The 13,545-nt window shown below is 62.0% G+C and carries 13 protein-coding genes and 1 pseudogene; 4 read left to right on the top strand and 10 right to left on the bottom strand.

Translation table 11 applies throughout. The annotated features are described in order from the left end of the window. Positions 1-6: 6 nt before the first annotated feature. The 6 genes from AC57B6_RS29510 to AC57B6_RS29485 form a co-directional block, all read right to left on the bottom strand. Positions 7-1,071, bottom strand: coding sequence for an efflux RND transporter periplasmic adaptor subunit (locus AC57B6_RS29510; protein ID WP_106356959.1), 1,065 nt, complete (start codon positions 1,069-1,071; stop codon positions 7-9). Further along, positions 1,068-2,459, bottom strand: coding sequence for a TolC family protein (locus AC57B6_RS29505; protein WP_106356958.1), 1,392 nt, complete (start codon positions 2,457-2,459; stop codon positions 1,068-1,070). Before AC57B6_RS29505 ends, AC57B6_RS29510 begins: the two co-directional genes overlap by 4 nt. 226 nt (positions 2,460-2,685) lie before the next feature. After that, entirely contained in the window at positions 2,686-2,976 is a 291-nt protein-coding gene (locus AC57B6_RS29500) for a DUF4148 domain-containing protein (RefSeq protein ID WP_106356956.1), read from the bottom strand. A 103-nt stretch (positions 2,977-3,079) separates the two neighbouring features. Then, the gene (locus tag AC57B6_RS29495; protein ID WP_106356955.1) at positions 3,080-4,387 is read right to left on the bottom strand and encodes a sensor histidine kinase; all 1,308 of its coding nucleotides are present in this window, start codon (positions 4,385-4,387) and stop codon (positions 3,080-3,082) included. Continuing rightward, a complete protein-coding gene (locus AC57B6_RS29490) occupies positions 4,371-5,060 on the bottom strand; it encodes a response regulator transcription factor (protein WP_106356953.1) in 690 nt (229 codons plus the stop codon). The genes AC57B6_RS29495 and AC57B6_RS29490 overlap by 17 nt, the downstream gene beginning before the upstream one ends. A gap of 63 nt (positions 5,061-5,123) precedes the next feature. Beyond that, a complete protein-coding gene (locus tag AC57B6_RS29485) occupies positions 5,124-6,131 on the bottom strand; it encodes a DNA-binding protein (protein ID WP_106356951.1) in 1,008 nt (335 codons plus the stop codon). 179 nt (positions 6,132-6,310) lie between these two features. Here AC57B6_RS29485 and AC57B6_RS29480 point away from each other — a divergent pair, with 179 nt between their 5' ends. The 3 genes from AC57B6_RS29480 to AC57B6_RS29470 all read left to right on the top strand — a co-directional run bounded on the left by AC57B6_RS29480 (position 6,311) and on the right by AC57B6_RS29470 (position 8,671). Then, entirely contained in the window at positions 6,311-7,510 is a 1,200-nt protein-coding gene (locus tag AC57B6_RS29480; protein WP_496422687.1) for a tyrosine-type recombinase/integrase, read from the top strand. Further along, a complete protein-coding gene (locus AC57B6_RS29475; RefSeq protein WP_106356947.1) occupies positions 7,507-8,031 on the top strand; it encodes a hypothetical protein in 525 nt (174 codons plus the stop codon). The genes AC57B6_RS29480 and AC57B6_RS29475 overlap by 4 nt, the downstream gene beginning before the upstream one ends. A gap of 70 nt (positions 8,032-8,101) precedes the next feature. Next, on the top strand, positions 8,102-8,671 hold the full coding sequence (locus AC57B6_RS29470; RefSeq protein ID WP_208647899.1) for a DUF2127 domain-containing protein: 570 nt from the start codon (positions 8,102-8,104) through the stop codon (positions 8,669-8,671). Positions 8,672-8,894: 223 nt separating this feature from the next. On the opposite strand, the pseudogene AC57B6_RS29465 reads toward AC57B6_RS29470, so the two are convergent. From AC57B6_RS29465 to glpD, 3 genes and pseudogenes are all read right to left on the bottom strand, one after another. Continuing rightward, a pseudogene (locus tag AC57B6_RS29465) lies at positions 8,895-9,050 on the bottom strand (aquaporin family protein); the annotation flags it as partial. 84 nt (positions 9,051-9,134) lie between these two features. Beyond that, on the bottom strand, positions 9,135-10,634 hold the full coding sequence (gene glpK, locus AC57B6_RS29460) for a glycerol kinase GlpK (RefSeq protein WP_028196359.1): 1,500 nt from the start codon (positions 10,632-10,634) through the stop codon (positions 9,135-9,137). Positions 10,635-10,795: 161 nt separating this feature from the next. Next, a complete protein-coding gene (gene glpD / locus AC57B6_RS29455) occupies positions 10,796-12,325 on the bottom strand; it encodes a glycerol-3-phosphate dehydrogenase (protein ID WP_028196358.1) in 1,530 nt (509 codons plus the stop codon). Between the two features lie 201 nt (positions 12,326-12,526). Between glpD and AC57B6_RS29450 the strand changes: the two genes are divergently transcribed. Further along, positions 12,527-12,901, top strand: a complete 375-nt coding sequence (locus tag AC57B6_RS29450) for a hypothetical protein (RefSeq protein ID WP_028196357.1) — start codon at positions 12,527-12,529, stop codon at positions 12,899-12,901. Here the strand turns inward: AC57B6_RS29450 and AC57B6_RS29445 are convergent. Next, on the bottom strand, positions 12,898-13,524 hold the full coding sequence (locus AC57B6_RS29445; protein WP_046567790.1) for a TetR/AcrR family transcriptional regulator: 627 nt from the start codon (positions 13,522-13,524) through the stop codon (positions 12,898-12,900). The genes AC57B6_RS29450 and AC57B6_RS29445 overlap by 4 nt on opposite strands. Positions 13,525-13,545 lie beyond the last annotated feature (21 nt).

Genomic DNA, 13,545 nt, shown 5'->3' with positions numbered 1-13,545 from the left:
TACGGATCAGTCATCGCATTCGGGCGGATCCTTGCAGGCCGTCGCGATGCCCTGAGGCCGCTGTTCTTCAGAGAGCAGCAACTGCGCGCCGTGCATCACGACGTTCTCGCCCGTGTGAAACCCTTTGGTCACGACGAAGCCCTGTTCGCCGGAAGAGGATGCGGGTACGTAGCGCCGCGTGAAACGATCGGGTGCGGTGCGGACGTACACCCATGGTTGTCCCCCGTACCAGACGACCGCACGTTCGGGAATCACAAGCCCGGATGTGCCGGGATTCGGCGCCGGCATATGCGCGACGGTATGGGTTCCCACCGGCAGCGTGCTGCCCGTCTCATAGAAATACGGGTTGCCCTGGATCGCGGGGTCGCCCTGCGGTGATGCAGAGAGTTTCTGCGCCACGACCGGATGGCCCTCCGGCGTGTCCACCGTCATGTGCGCAGGCGCGGCGCCGCTATAGCTGGCGGGCAGCGTCACGCGCAACACGACCGCGCGGCCAGCGAGCAGCCGCTGGAACAAGTCCGAGGTGGGTGCCATTGCGGCGTTGGCGAGCACTGTCCCGAATTGTTGTCGCATGCTCGCATCCAGTCCGCCTTGCGTGGCCTCGGCCGACTGCAGCTTCGCCTGATCGGCCTGCATGACAGCGCGCGCGTCCTGCAGGCTCTTCTGAGAGACGTTGCGATCGTCTTCGAACAGTACGCGACTGCGCTCGAACTGCGCGCGAGAGTTGGCAGATTGCACGCGCAGTGTCTCGTAGTCCGCTTGAGCGGCCGCGAGGCGGTTGCGCAGATCGAACAGCGGCTGCGGATCGACGACCGTCGCGTACGCAATGCTCCCGGGTTGGCTGGTGATGGCCGTGAGCGGTGCAACATCGATGTGGCTGGCACGCTGCACGTCGGTGGCCACGACGACGACCGTTTCGCCGTTCACCGTCTGCACGGACGGTTGCGCAGTGACCAGCGCAGGCGGGTCTGGCCGCGGAACATCGACGTAGAAGGTGCGGTAGGCGAACCAGCAGGCACCGGCTGCCAGCAGCAGGTAAACGATGGAAAAGATGACCGCTGGTCGTTTCATCGCGATATCTCCTGTTCGGTCACGGTGGAGTTGGCTGTTTCCGGTTCGAGAGGCCGCTGCATGGCGTCTTCGAGCATGCCGGCTGCCTGCTGCGCGGCGACCACAGCGTCCAGATGGGCGATCTCGCTCGTCTGATAATCAGCCCTGGCTTGCATGAAGGTCAGGCGATCGGTGGCGCCGGCCGCGAAACTCGCGGCCTGGCTGTCCAGTTGCCTGCGCGCGCTCGCCAGGTGTTCGGTGGATAGTTGCACTGCGGCGAGGCTCGCCTGGTTACGGGCGAGCGCGTGGTCCAGATCGTTGAGAATTGCATCCTGCAGCGCCATCGTGCGCGCGGCTGCCTCTTTGCGTTTCGCTTGCGCCTGTGCGATGCCGCCCTGGTTCTGGTCGAAGATCGGAAGCGTGATGCCGGCCACTCCGAATGCGATCTTGTTGGTGCCGGTGTCGTACGTGTACCCCGGGCCGAAATGGATATCCGGATACTGTTTCGCTACTTCGAGCTGCAACGCCGACTCGGCGGCCGCGTACGCGGCGAGCGACGCGAGCAGGTCGGCGCGATGGAAAACCGCCTCGCGTCGCGCGTCGGCGGTGGGCGGTGCCGGGGGCGCGGTGCCGAAAGCGTCCAGCTCGAGCTGCACCCCGTTGAGTGCGGCAGCCGGGATGCCGATCGCGGCGGCGAGCTGCGCGAGTGCGTCCTGCGCGGCACTGCGCGCAGCGGCAAGCTCGGCCTGTGCCTGCGTGGCTGCGAGCATTGCTGCATCGACATCCGGTCCGGAGTTCTCGCCAACCGAGCGGCGCTTCTTCACCATCGCGACGATCTGCTGCTGCGCATCGGCCTTGCGCGACAGGAAGGCGATGCGCTGCCGGGCGGCATAAAGCGAAATCAGCGCGTCACGCACCTGAGCGCGCACCTTCCACGCCTCATTGCCGATGGCGAGGCGCGCGGCTTCCGAGAGGTGCGATGCCTGGTCGATCCGATAGCCGCGCTTGTGCGCCGTCTCGATGGGAATGTCAAGCGCCGGGCCGGTGATGAACGGCGAACCGGGCCCCGGGTTGGGGGTCGCGTACTGGAAAGGCAGTTGCAGTACCGGGTTGGGAATCGCACCAGCCACATCGATGGCCGCCTTTGCGGTGCCCCACTGCTCACGCACGATATCGAGCGCCGGGCTGTAGTACCAGGCCGCGAGGGTAAGCATCTCGCGATTCCAGCGCGGCATCGGCCATGGATCGATTTCGTGTCCGATCTGCCGCGTGAGGTAGGTGCGCAGATCGCCGCTCGCGAGCGACCGGTCCTCGAAGTGGCGGGCCAGGTGGGTCAGCGTGATCGGCTGCGGGTGATAGGTGGCGCATCCCGTCAGCAGGACGCACACGAGCAGCATCGGTCGGCGCATAGCAATATCCACGGATTTCTTGTTGGCCACTTGATCACGCGGCAGGCAGGCGTGGATGGTACGTTAAGGGTTGTGAAGTTTTCGTCAAGAAGATCTGTCACAACTAACATCTCTATCCGCCAACCGTGATTGCCGCACGTCGATGCCCAAGGTGATCCGGTCGCCACTACCGGGCAGTCATGCTGCATTGGCAGCTTCAGTGTCAACGCAGCATGAGCTGCTACGCTTAGTGGTGCGCATAGATGGAGGAGCGGCTTAATTGCTGCCCGAGCGGCGCGCCTGCCTGCTGACTGCCGGCCGCGGGTGCACCGTATCCCGAAGTGTTATCAGTCGTCCCGTGCATGTTCATCGGATCTGGATACTGGGTTTTGGACTGAGGGATCTGTCCCTGCTGCTCCGCAGCGACCAGCTGAGCACGAACCTCGGCACGCGTGAGTTCGTGAGTTCGCTGAGCAAACGAAACCGAGGGAAGAACGGCGGTTGACGCGACAACGAACGCGACGATAAGGGATTTCATGACAAGCTCCTTCACGGAGGGGTAATGTACTTTCCATGCATCCACGGAAAGGCCGATAACCCCATGCTACGCAGCGGGTTGTGAAGTTTCCGTCAAGAGAACATCAACTTTTTGTGAAGTCAGCGGAAATCCGGTTCGCCGGCGGCAACCGGAGCGAGACACGGGTGCCACTGCCCGGCTCGCTGTCCAGCCTGATCGACCAGCCGTAGCGGTCGCAGACCTTCCTGACGATCGACAGGCCAATGCCAAACCCCGGCGCCGCAGCATGTGCCGCGCCCGCCTGGTAGAACCGCTCGAACACGTGCGGCAGCGCGTCCGGCGGGATACCACGGCCAGTGTCTTCGATCTGCAGCCAGCCGTCCGCATAGACGAAGCTGACATGGCCGCTGTTGGTGTAACGGACCGCGTTGTCGACCAGGTTCGACAGCACGAGCGCGAGCGCGGACCGGTTTGCTTCGACGTGCAGGCCGCGATTGACCTCGATCCGGGTCTGGATACCTCTGGCTTGCAGTGTGTCGGTAACCAGGTCAAGTGCGTCCTCGATGGCGCTGATGAGACGCACCGGGCCAACGTCGGCCGGCGACTCTTCGCGCGCAAGCAGCAGCAGCGCATTGACCAGATCGCTCATGGTGTCGGCCGCGCGCTCGATCTGTCGCAGGCGCGCTCTCGACTTCGCGTTGATCGACCCATCGTGGTCGAGAAGTTCGCAACTGGTTTTGATCGCCGTGAGCGGTGTGCGCAATTCGTGGCTGACATTGCCGGTGAACTCTTTTTCCCGCTCAATCATCTGTGCCATCCGCCCATGATAGTCATTGAACGCGTCGACCAGTTCCACGACTTCCACTTCATCGTACCTGCCGGCATCGAGCGCGGCCGACGCGCCGAGCCTGAGTGCCTTGACCTGGCGGGCGAGGCCGGCAACCTGTCGGACCAGCAGGCCCGACAATCCAAACGCCAGCCAGAATGCCAGTAGCGCAAATACACCGGTGCCGAACATCAGTGCGTCAATCACCTGCCTGAAGCGTTGCTCGTACGCGCTGAAGTCGTAGATCCGATAGACGCGGGCATCGCCGAACGGTGCGATCGCCACATGGATTTCGCGGCCGTTCACGATGATTTCGTGGATGCCGTTGCGCAGATCCCTGGCTGACGCGGGCAGCGGCACGCTTACGTGGCCTCCTGTCGAGACATGACCATCGAGTCGCGGGTCGAGCGGCGGCACAGACGTTGGGTCCGATTGCCAGCTCTTGAGGACGCTCGCCATGTCGTCGGCGATCAGCGCGCTGATGAGCCGCTCCTCCTGCGCTTCGGCGAGCGCCTTCACGCCAAGAGCCTGGGCCATTAGCAACAGGATCGTCAGCACCGAGAAAACCAGCGCGACCTTGAAGCGCAGGCTACGGCGCGTTGACATCGCTCACCACCAGCCGGTAACCGAGACCATGGACTGTTTCGATCAGATCGTCCTCGCCATTGGCGGTCAGCGCCCGGCGCAGCGTATAGATGTGCGCGCGAAGGGTATCGCTGTCCGGCAACTGCTCGCCCCAGACTTCGGTTTCGAGTTCCGCGCGACCGAATACGCGATTCGGCGCCTGCATCAGGATGCGCAACAGATGCAGGCATTTTGGTGGCAGCTTCACCGGCCGGCCGCCACGGTCGACGGCGAGCGTCGCTGGATCGAAGCGGATGTCTGCACAGGACACGGTCGCCTGCGTCACATTGCCTTTATAGCGCTTTATCAGTGCGCCGAGCCGTGCGCCTACTTCCTTGAGTGAGAATGGTTTGATGAGGTAGTCGTCCGCGCCTTGCCCAAAACCCTGGAGCTTGTCATCCAGCGTATCTCTCGCGGTCAGCATCAGGATCGGCGTATCGCGACGCGCCTCTTCGCGCAGCTTGCGGCAGATCGTCAGGCCGTCCATCCCCGGTAACGACAGATCGAGCAGGATCGCATCCCAATGCTGGGTGACGGCGAGATGCAGCCCCATCACGCCATCCGACGCGAGGTCTACCTCATAGCCGCCGCTCTCCAGATAGTCGTACAGGTTGGTCGCGATGGCGGTGTCGTCTTCGATGATCAATACTTTCACCGTGCGGTTCTCCGGAAGAATTCATGCTGGCCGGCAATAGCCACGTTTGCAGGTGCCTAGGACTTACCGCGGCCCGATGCGGCCGTGCCGCGGTTGACCGGATATCTCATCCGAAGGCCGCGCCTCAGCGGCCCTCGCCCGGGCTTCCAGTGATGCAACCAGTTGCCCGACGCTCTCCAGCTTTCCGTGCGCTTCGGCCAGTTGAGTAAGCACCGTTAAATGCTCGTTTCGCAAGCGCTGCAGATCGGCCTCAGCCTGTTCGAGTGACTTGCCCGATCGTTCGAGCATCCGCTTTCTTTCGGTCAGATCAGTGCGCAACGCGCCCGCTTCAGCGTGCAGCGTCTCGCATTTCTCGCGGATTTTTGCAGTCTGGGCCTCGGCACGCTTGCGCTCGTCGCGGGCTTCGCTGATCTGCTGCATCATGTGTTTCTGGACTCCCTCCATACGTTCGGTGGCCCTGTTCAGCTCACTTTGGAACGCCGCATCGCGCGTATCGACCGATGCCCGTAACGCAGCAACCTCCCGGTCATGGGTCGCGCGTAGCGCATCGAGTTTCGCGTCGGCCTGCTCGCGCGTAGTGTCCAACTGCTGTTCCAGCGCGGCGATGCGCGTCTGTGCCGCTTTTTGTTCATCGGCCGTCGCCGCGAGTTGCCGCTGCAAGTCGGCTACCCGCACACCTTGTCCGGCAGACAGAGCGTCAGCGACGCGGCGTGCCTCGTCGGCATTGGCGCACGTCCGCTCGGCCGTCGTAGCCCGCACGAGTGCGTCCGCCAACTCCGCTTCCAGTTCACCGACGCGCGAATCGTACACCTTCTCGCCATGTTCGACGGCGACTGCCCACGCAGCAAGCATCGCATCGGCGACGGCAGGCGGCAATTGCCTGGAGAGCGCGTCGACTCTGGTTTTCTCATCCTTCCATTGCTTCAGTTCATCATTGATCGTGGTGCGGCTGCCCTGGCGGATCTCTGCATAGATCAGGTCGACGGTTAGCTCATGCGGGAGGCGGCCGGCGGCAACGAGCCGTGCAGCGGCTTCGCGGGTACGGATGCGGGTGTCGCTGACACGGCTCATGACGGCGTTTTCCAGGTGGAAGTGGTGGAGGGTATGGATTTTTTGTAAGAATTAAAGATGTATATTAGGATATTGCGTTATATGCATAACGATAAACGCTCAGAATTTACGATAATCCGCATAATCACAAGCATTTCTGCTGTACGCTGCGAAAACCTTGTTTCGAAACGCGTCACACCATGAACGTCGCCGTTGCGCCCGCCGAACCTGTCCTCGCTATGGTGCTGCCGACCGTGCTCGACGGTAGCGTTGGCACCAACCGCGCGAACGGTCGGCACAAACAGATCGCCGCCGACACCGATATCGAGGCCGTGCGCTTGTGGCTGGCCGAATACAGCGCATCGCCGCATACGCTGCGCAGTTATCGCAAGGAGGCGGTGCGCCTGCTGCTCTGGGCCACGCAGATGCTCGACAGGCCACTGTCGAGCCTCACGCGCGAAGACTTCCTGCTGTATGAGCGTTTTCTCGCGGCGCCGACCGGCGACTGGGCCGATCCGGCGCTGCCGAGGCGAGGCCGCGCACGGCGGCTGTTCGACGGGCCGCTATCGGAGCGCAGCCAGCATCAGGCGCTGGGCATCCTCTCGGGTCTCATGACGTACCTGGTCAGCGCCGGCTATCTGGCTGGCAATCCGCTCGCGCTGCGCCGTGGGCGTACGACTTCAGCCAGGCGATCTCGCCGGGTCGAGCGCTACCTTGATCACGCGCTGTGGGATCACGTGCTCGTGAGTCTCGAGCAGTGGCCGCGCCTGACGGAACGCGACGAGCAGCACTACGAGCGCAGCCGCTGGCTGATTCGCCTGCTGTATCACACCGCACTGCGTGTCTCGGAAGCTGCGAACGCGAAGGCGGCCGACTTCTATCAGCGTCGGGGAAAATGGTGGCTGCACGTCGTGGGCAAGGGCGGCGGTGAAGGCGAGGTGCCCGTCAGCGACGCATTGATGGCCGACTTTGCGCGGTACCGGGGCTTTCACGGCCTGCCGCCCGCGCCATCGGCGAGCGAAGGCGGTCCGGCGGTGATGAGTATCGCCGGCAACGACGCGCGGCACCTGACACCGGCGGCGATCTATCTGATCGTGAAGGAAGTGTTCCGGCGCGCAGCGGACGCGCTTGAATCCACTAATCCGGTCGGTGCGGCCACGCTGCATCGCGCGTCGACGCACTGGCTTCGCCACAGTGCGGCCTCGCATCAGGCAGACGCCGGCACCGATCTGCGCTTCATCCAGAAGAACCTGCGGCACGCGTCGATCGAGACCACCGGCATTTATCTGCACGCGGAAGACGACCGACGGCATGCGCAAACAGTCAATGAACCGGATCCACTCCGTCCGGCACAAGCCGATGCCGTTCAGCCTCCACCCACTTCGCCGGGACCCGCATGAAGCATTCGGATTTCCATATCGGCCTTGAATTCATGGGCATCGCGGGTTTCTGGTGGCGCTGCACTGATGTCGGCACGCGGATCATCGTTGCCATCCAGCTTGATCGGGACGATCCCCACTGGTATAGCGGACCGCCCTATATTGCGAAGGAGGTGGTGTTCGACGAGCATGAAATCGCGGCCTGTCATCGGACGGAGGAAGAGGCGATCAGGGCTGCCGTCCACGAACATGAAACCTCCGGGCACCCGGGTTTCCCGCATGAGGTCGTCACGCACATGATGAAGGTGCGCTACAAAGATCCCGATAACCGGTACCCGTACAAGGGCGTTCTGCGTTTCGACCGGTGCCGGGCAGACGGCGAAATCCTCCATCCCTACGCGGGCCGTAAAGACGGGGAAGAGTGGATTGTGGAACTGTACCTGCCGTTCCTGAGGATCTACGGGGAGATGCAGGAGCGCGATTTCATCGCGTTGCCGGTCGCGACAGCTGCCAATATCCGCCAGCGGGCCGATCGACAATAGCCTTCCCTGAATGAATTAGATGAATAGGACCCGGCAATTTTTATTGTGGCTCTATAGCAGGATGGTTTAAATGGATTTTTCTGCTCCATTGCTTCCGGAGCCGGCGCCCCCGCGATTGCAGCCGGATCTCGTTGATAAAAGGATAAAATTTATGAACGAAAATCGAATCCACCGGATTTTTTCCGTCAGCCTAATTCTTAAGGGTGCTCACGCATTGATCGAATGTATTGGCGGTCTCGCGTTGGCCTTCGGTGACAAGAGCACAATACTGGCGTTGGTTAACACGCTCACGCAAGAAGAACTCGTCGAAGACCCGAAAGATTTTATTGCAACCCACCTACTTACTTTCGCTACTCATTTTTCTGTAAGTAGCCAGCATTTTTACGCGTTCTATCTTTTAAGTCATGGAATCATTAAGGTCTTTCTGGTTATCGGTCTTCTCAGGAATAAATTGTGGGCATATCCGGCGTCTCTCGTTGTATTGGGTCTATTCATTATTTATCAAGGATATCGTTTTTCCTATACCCACTCCTTTGGTCTGGTTGTACTGACGGTTCTCGACCTGTTCGTTATGTTATTGATCTGGCATGAATACCGTCTCATGCGTCATGGCAAGATCAGTTCGCAAGCGGCCCTCTGACGCCTATGGGCAGGTGCGGGAGCGCGAGTTCATCGCGTTACCGATCACGAGGGCCACCGATGTGCAGGCCAGAGCTGATCGTCAATAACGACATAGCGCGCACGGCCCCGATCACGCATGAGGGTTCGCATTCGATGCGTGCGTCGTTAGCGCGAATTCCCTTGCGCAACAACGGGTTGACGGCGTTTTGGCGAAAATTTTACGAATCCCGGCCGACCCTCTATACGGCGATGAACACGGCCATCGCCCAGCCCATCACGATCACGATCAGATCCGCGCCTTTGCCTTTGGTGCGGGCAAGCAGCACATTGGCGACCGCGCCGTTGCCGAGCAGCACCAGCAGCGCGGTACCGATAAATTCCGCAATGTAAGGAGACATGGTTGGTTATCCGAAATATAGTTATCAGGGAAGCCGCGGGACAGGCGGCTTCGTTATATCAAGAGGTCTTGGGTGAATTCCGGATCAGGGCGTATCGGCCCAGGCCTTCGCCGCGCGAATCGCGCGCTGCCAGCCGTCGAGGCATTCCTTGACCTCGGCATGCGGCAGGGCAGGTGTGAAGCGGCGGTCGAGCGCCCATTGGCTTTGCAGTTCGTTCACGTCTTTCCAGTAGCCCACCGCGAGACCGGCCAGATACGCCGCGCCCAATGCGGTGGTTTCCGATACCTTCGGCCGTACTGCGTCGACACCGAGAATGTCCGCCTGGAATTGCATCAGCAGATTGTTCGCGCAAGCGCCGCCGTCCACCCGCAATTCGCCGATGCGAATACCTGAATCGGCTTCCATCGCCTTGAGCACGTCGAGCGATTGATAGGCGATCGAATCGAGCGCGGCGCGGGCGATATGCGCCGAACTCGTGCCACGCGTCACGCCGAACAGCGTGCCGCGTGCCCGGGCGTTCCAGTGCGGCGCACCGAGACCGGCGAAGGCGGGCACCAGATACACGCCATCGCAATGCGGCACGCTGCGCGCCATCGTTTCGATTTCAGCGGCGTTCTTGATGATGCCCAGGCCGTCGCGCAGCCATTGCACCACCGCGCCGCCGATGAAGATGCTGCCTTCGAGCGCGTAGTTGATCTGATCGCCGATCTGCCAGGCAATCGTGGTGACGAGATTGTTCTTCGATTCGATCGGCTTGTCGCCGGTGTTCATCACGAGGAAACAACCCGTACCGTAGGTGTTCTTCACCATGCCCGATTCCGTGCACATCTGGCCGAACAGGGCCGCGTGCTGGTCGCCGGCGATGCCCGCGAGCGGAATCTTGGAGGCGAATACGGTGGTCTTGGTCGGCCCGTACACTTCCGACGACGCACGCACTTCCGGCAGCATGTTGCGCGGAATGTCGAGCGCTTCGAGCAGTTCGTCGTCCCACTTCAGCGTGTGGATGTTGAACAGCATCGTGCGCGACGCGTTGGTCACGTCGGTGACGTGCAGGCCGCCCTTGGTGAAATTCCACACCAGCCAGCTATCCACGGTGCCGAAGGCGAGCCGGCCTTGTTTGGCCTTTTCGCGTGCGCCTTCGACGTTGTCGAGAATCCAGCGGATCTTGGTCGCCGAGAAATACGAATCGATCGGCAGGCCGGTTTTCGCGCGGACTTTTTCTTCGAGACCCTGCTCTTTGAGTTGATCGCAGAAGTCGGCGGTCCGGCGGTCCTGCCAGACAATCGCGTTATAGATCGGATGGCCGGTCTCGCGATCCCACACGATGGTGGTTTCACGCTGATTGGTAATGCCGATCGCGGCGATCGACGTGCCGTTCATGCCGGCACGCGTGACGGCTTCGGCGGCGACGCCGGCCTGGGTCGACCAGATTTCCTGCGGGTCGTGCTCGACCCAGCCCGGACGCGGATAGATTTGCTGGAATTCTTTCTGAGCGGTCGACACGACATTGCCGAGCCGGTCGAACAGCATCGCGCGCGAGCTGGTGGTGCCTTGGTCAAGCGCGAGGATGTACTGATCCTGCATTGTCTCTTCTCCATGCGTTTTATGAATCGCCGGACTGCTGACCGGCGACGGGAACGGCTTATTGTTTTAAGCGGGCTGCAACAGTTTGAGTTTGTGCGTCCCGGCTTTCTCAGTAGCCGAGGGGTGAAAATCGATTCGGTTGATGGGGGTAAGTGACCCGGTCAGGCACTCTGTCGGAAGGGCTCGCGGGCGAGCCACGCGTCGATGTCGTGTGTGATCGAATCGAGCGTGCCGGGCTCGACGTGCAGGCCGAGTTTCGAGCGGCGCCAGAGCACATCCTGCGCGCTGCGTGCCCATTCGACATCGCGCAAATAGGCGAGCTCGGCTTCATGGAGACCGGGCGCGAACGCACGGCCGAGGTCCGCTACCGAGCGTGCATTGCCGATGACATGCGTGACGCGCGTGCCGTACGCACGCGCGAGGCGGTGGGCCAGATCGGCCGGCAACCATGGATTCTGCTGTTTAAAGCCGGTGAGAAAGCGCTCGAAGTTGGCTTGCGGGATATCGCCGCCGGGCAACGGCACACCGGCCGTCCACGAAGGCGCGCCGTTATGCAGCGCGTGCGCGAGTTTGTCGACGGCTTCTTCCGCCAGCTTGCGGAACGTCGTGATCTTGCCGCCGAACACGGATAGAAGCGGTGCTTCGCCCGCGGGTGCGTCGAGTTCGAGCGAGTAATCGCGCGTGACCGCCGAGGGGTTGTCGGCGCCTTCTTCCTCGAGCAGCGGACGCACGCCCGAGTAGGTCCAGCGCACGTCTTGCGGCGAGATCTTCTGCTTGAAGTAGCGGTTGATCGAATCGCACAGGTACTGTGTTTCTTCGGCGTTGATTGCGACTTGCGACGGGTCGCCGCGATATTCGAGGTCGGTCGTGCCGATCAGCGTGTAATCGTGTTCGTACGGAATCGCAAAGATGATCCGCTTGTCCGGATTCTGGAAGATATACGCGTGATCGTGCTCGAACAGGCGGCGCGTGACGATATGGCTGCCTTTCACGAGACGCACGCTGTGGGTCGCCTCGCGGCCGAGCGCGCCGTGCAGCAACTCGCCGACCCACGGTCCGGCCGCATTTGCGATCGAGGCCGCGCGCACGTCGAGGATCGTGCCGTCCGCACGCTTGAGTTGTGCGCGCCATTCGCCACCGGCGCGCACCGCGCTCAGCAGTTTGGTGCGCGTGAGAATCTTGGCGCCCCGTTCCTGCGCATCCAGCGCGTTCAGCACGACCAGACGCGCGTCGTTTACCCACCCATCCGAATACACGAACCCGCGCTTGATCGAATCGACCAGCGGCGCGCCGGCAGGATGATCGCGCATGACGATGCCGCGCGAGCCAGGCAGCAGTTCGCGCCTCGCCAGGTGATCGTAAAGGAACAGGCCGGCGCGGATCAGCCAGGCCGGACGCAGATCGGGCATGTGCGGCATCACGAAGCGCAGCGGCCACATGATGTGCGGCGCGGCGCGCAGCAGCGTTTCGCGCTCCTGCAGCGCTTTGCGCACCAGCCCGAATTCGCGGTATTCAAGGTAGCGCAGGCCGCCGTGGATCAGCTTGGTGCTGGCCGACGACGTATGGGCGGCCAGATCGTCCTGTTCGCAGAGCAGCACCGACAGGCCGCGGCCCGCCGCATCGCGTGCGATGCCTGCGCCGTTGATCCCGCCGCCCACGACGAGCAAATCGTATCTCGAGCCTTGCGTCACCTGCTGTGTCCCCTGCGTCGTATCCGGAAATGGTTTGGAAAAACTATCGAACCGATAGTGTTCGTTTTCGAACTTTAATGAACATATTCGAAAAAGTAAAGTTCGGTTTTCTTGGGTATTCCTCTAGTGCCTGGCGAAGGTGGTGGCGTAACGCGCGGCCACGGACGATACTCTCGAAAGGAGCCATTTCGAGGTGAATTCATGCGTGGACTTTGGATGATCGGTGGCGTTGCACTCCTGACGGGGTGCATCAGTTCGCCGAGCTTGAACGGGACGATGGGCGCGCCTTCGTTCGCGTCGTTGCAACAGATGTGCGGTCCCCAAACGGTCGACTACGGCAACGATGCGCAGAACGTCTACACGACGCTGTTCGATGCGTACGTGGCGAACCGGCGCGGCAAGTTGTCGAAAGAGGATTACTGCGCGTTCCAGACGTCGCTTGCGCAGCGCTATACGGCACAAGGGACGAGTACCGATCCGCAGGTGCGTAATCAGTGGGTGAGCTTTTTCATCGATCAGCGTGCCAGGGCGTTGAGTTGGCGCGCGGCGGGCGATCCGACCTTGCGTGCGGGCTAGCCGCGCTGAGGCTGAGCTCCGCGCCACAACATCCGGCGGATTTGCGCGAACACGTCTTCGCGTGTCGGCGCGCTGCTTGTGGCGGGCTGTTGCGCCTGAGGCAGCGGCAACTGATTGGCGAGCGCGAGCATGGTGAAGCCGTGCAAGCTCGCCCAGTAGGCGTAGCCGATCAGGTAGGGATCGCCTTCCAGAATGCCCGCGGCAACCAGCTTCTCGAAGTGCGCCCCGAGCATCTGCCAGGCGCGTTGCGAAGCGGCGGCGAGTTCCGGGTAGGCTTCGTCCCGCTGGGCTAGATCGAACATCAGACGGTAGGCGTGCGGCTCGTCGAAGGCAAATGCCACGTAGGCGTCGCTGAGTGCGTAGCGGTCGGTCGAGGGGGCCTGTTTCGCCACGGCTTCGAGCCGCGCCGCAAAGCGGTTGAACGCCGCGGCGCGGACCATCGCGAGAATTTCATCCTTGTCGCGGAAATAGCGGTAAGGCGTCATCGCGCTGCAACCCAGCTCCTTCGCCAGTTCGCGCATCGTCACGCCTTCTGCGCCGCGGGTGGCGAACGCATTTTCAGCGACACGCCGCATGGCTTCGCGAAATTGCTGGATGTCGTCGGAGGAGAGCGTTTTTGGCATGCGCGAGGGCTGAAGATCCGT

Source organism: Paraburkholderia sp. BGA-UO-ETr-F12 (assembly GCF_059567945.1).
The sequence above is the reverse complement of the archived record's forward strand: the minus strand, read 5'-3'. Positions and strand labels throughout refer to the sequence as shown.

What these genes read in the sequence shown, in the direction of transcription:
- AC57B6_RS29510 (WP_106356959.1), bottom strand. Translation starts at nt 1,071, where the DNA reads ATGAAACGACCAGCGGTCATCTTTTCCATCGTTTACCTGCTGCTGGCA.
- glpK (WP_028196359.1), bottom strand. Translation starts at nt 10,634, where the DNA reads ATGCAGGATCAGTACATCCTCGCGCTTGACCAAGGCACCACCAGCTCG.
- AC57B6_RS29470 (WP_208647899.1), top strand. Translation starts at nt 8,102, where the DNA reads ATGGATTTTTCTGCTCCATTGCTTCCGGAGCCGGCGCCCCCGCGATTG.
- AC57B6_RS29505 (WP_106356958.1), bottom strand. Translation starts at nt 2,459, where the DNA reads ATGCGCCGACCGATGCTGCTCGTGTGCGTCCTGCTGACGGGATGCGCC.
- AC57B6_RS29500 (WP_106356956.1), bottom strand. Translation starts at nt 2,976, where the DNA reads ATGAAATCCCTTATCGTCGCGTTCGTTGTCGCGTCAACCGCCGTTCTT.
- AC57B6_RS29480 (WP_496422687.1), top strand. Translation starts at nt 6,311, where the DNA reads ATGAACGTCGCCGTTGCGCCCGCCGAACCTGTCCTCGCTATGGTGCTG.
- AC57B6_RS29495 (WP_106356955.1), bottom strand. Translation starts at nt 4,387, where the DNA reads ATGTCAACGCGCCGTAGCCTGCGCTTCAAGGTCGCGCTGGTTTTCTCG.
- AC57B6_RS29475 (WP_106356947.1), top strand. Translation starts at nt 7,507, where the DNA reads ATGAAGCATTCGGATTTCCATATCGGCCTTGAATTCATGGGCATCGCG.
- AC57B6_RS29445 (WP_046567790.1), bottom strand. Translation starts at nt 13,524, where the DNA reads ATGCCAAAAACGCTCTCCTCCGACGACATCCAGCAATTTCGCGAAGCC.
- AC57B6_RS29450 (WP_028196357.1), top strand. Translation starts at nt 12,527, where the DNA reads ATGCGTGGACTTTGGATGATCGGTGGCGTTGCACTCCTGACGGGGTGC.
- AC57B6_RS29485 (WP_106356951.1), bottom strand. Translation starts at nt 6,131, where the DNA reads ATGAGCCGTGTCAGCGACACCCGCATCCGTACCCGCGAAGCCGCTGCA.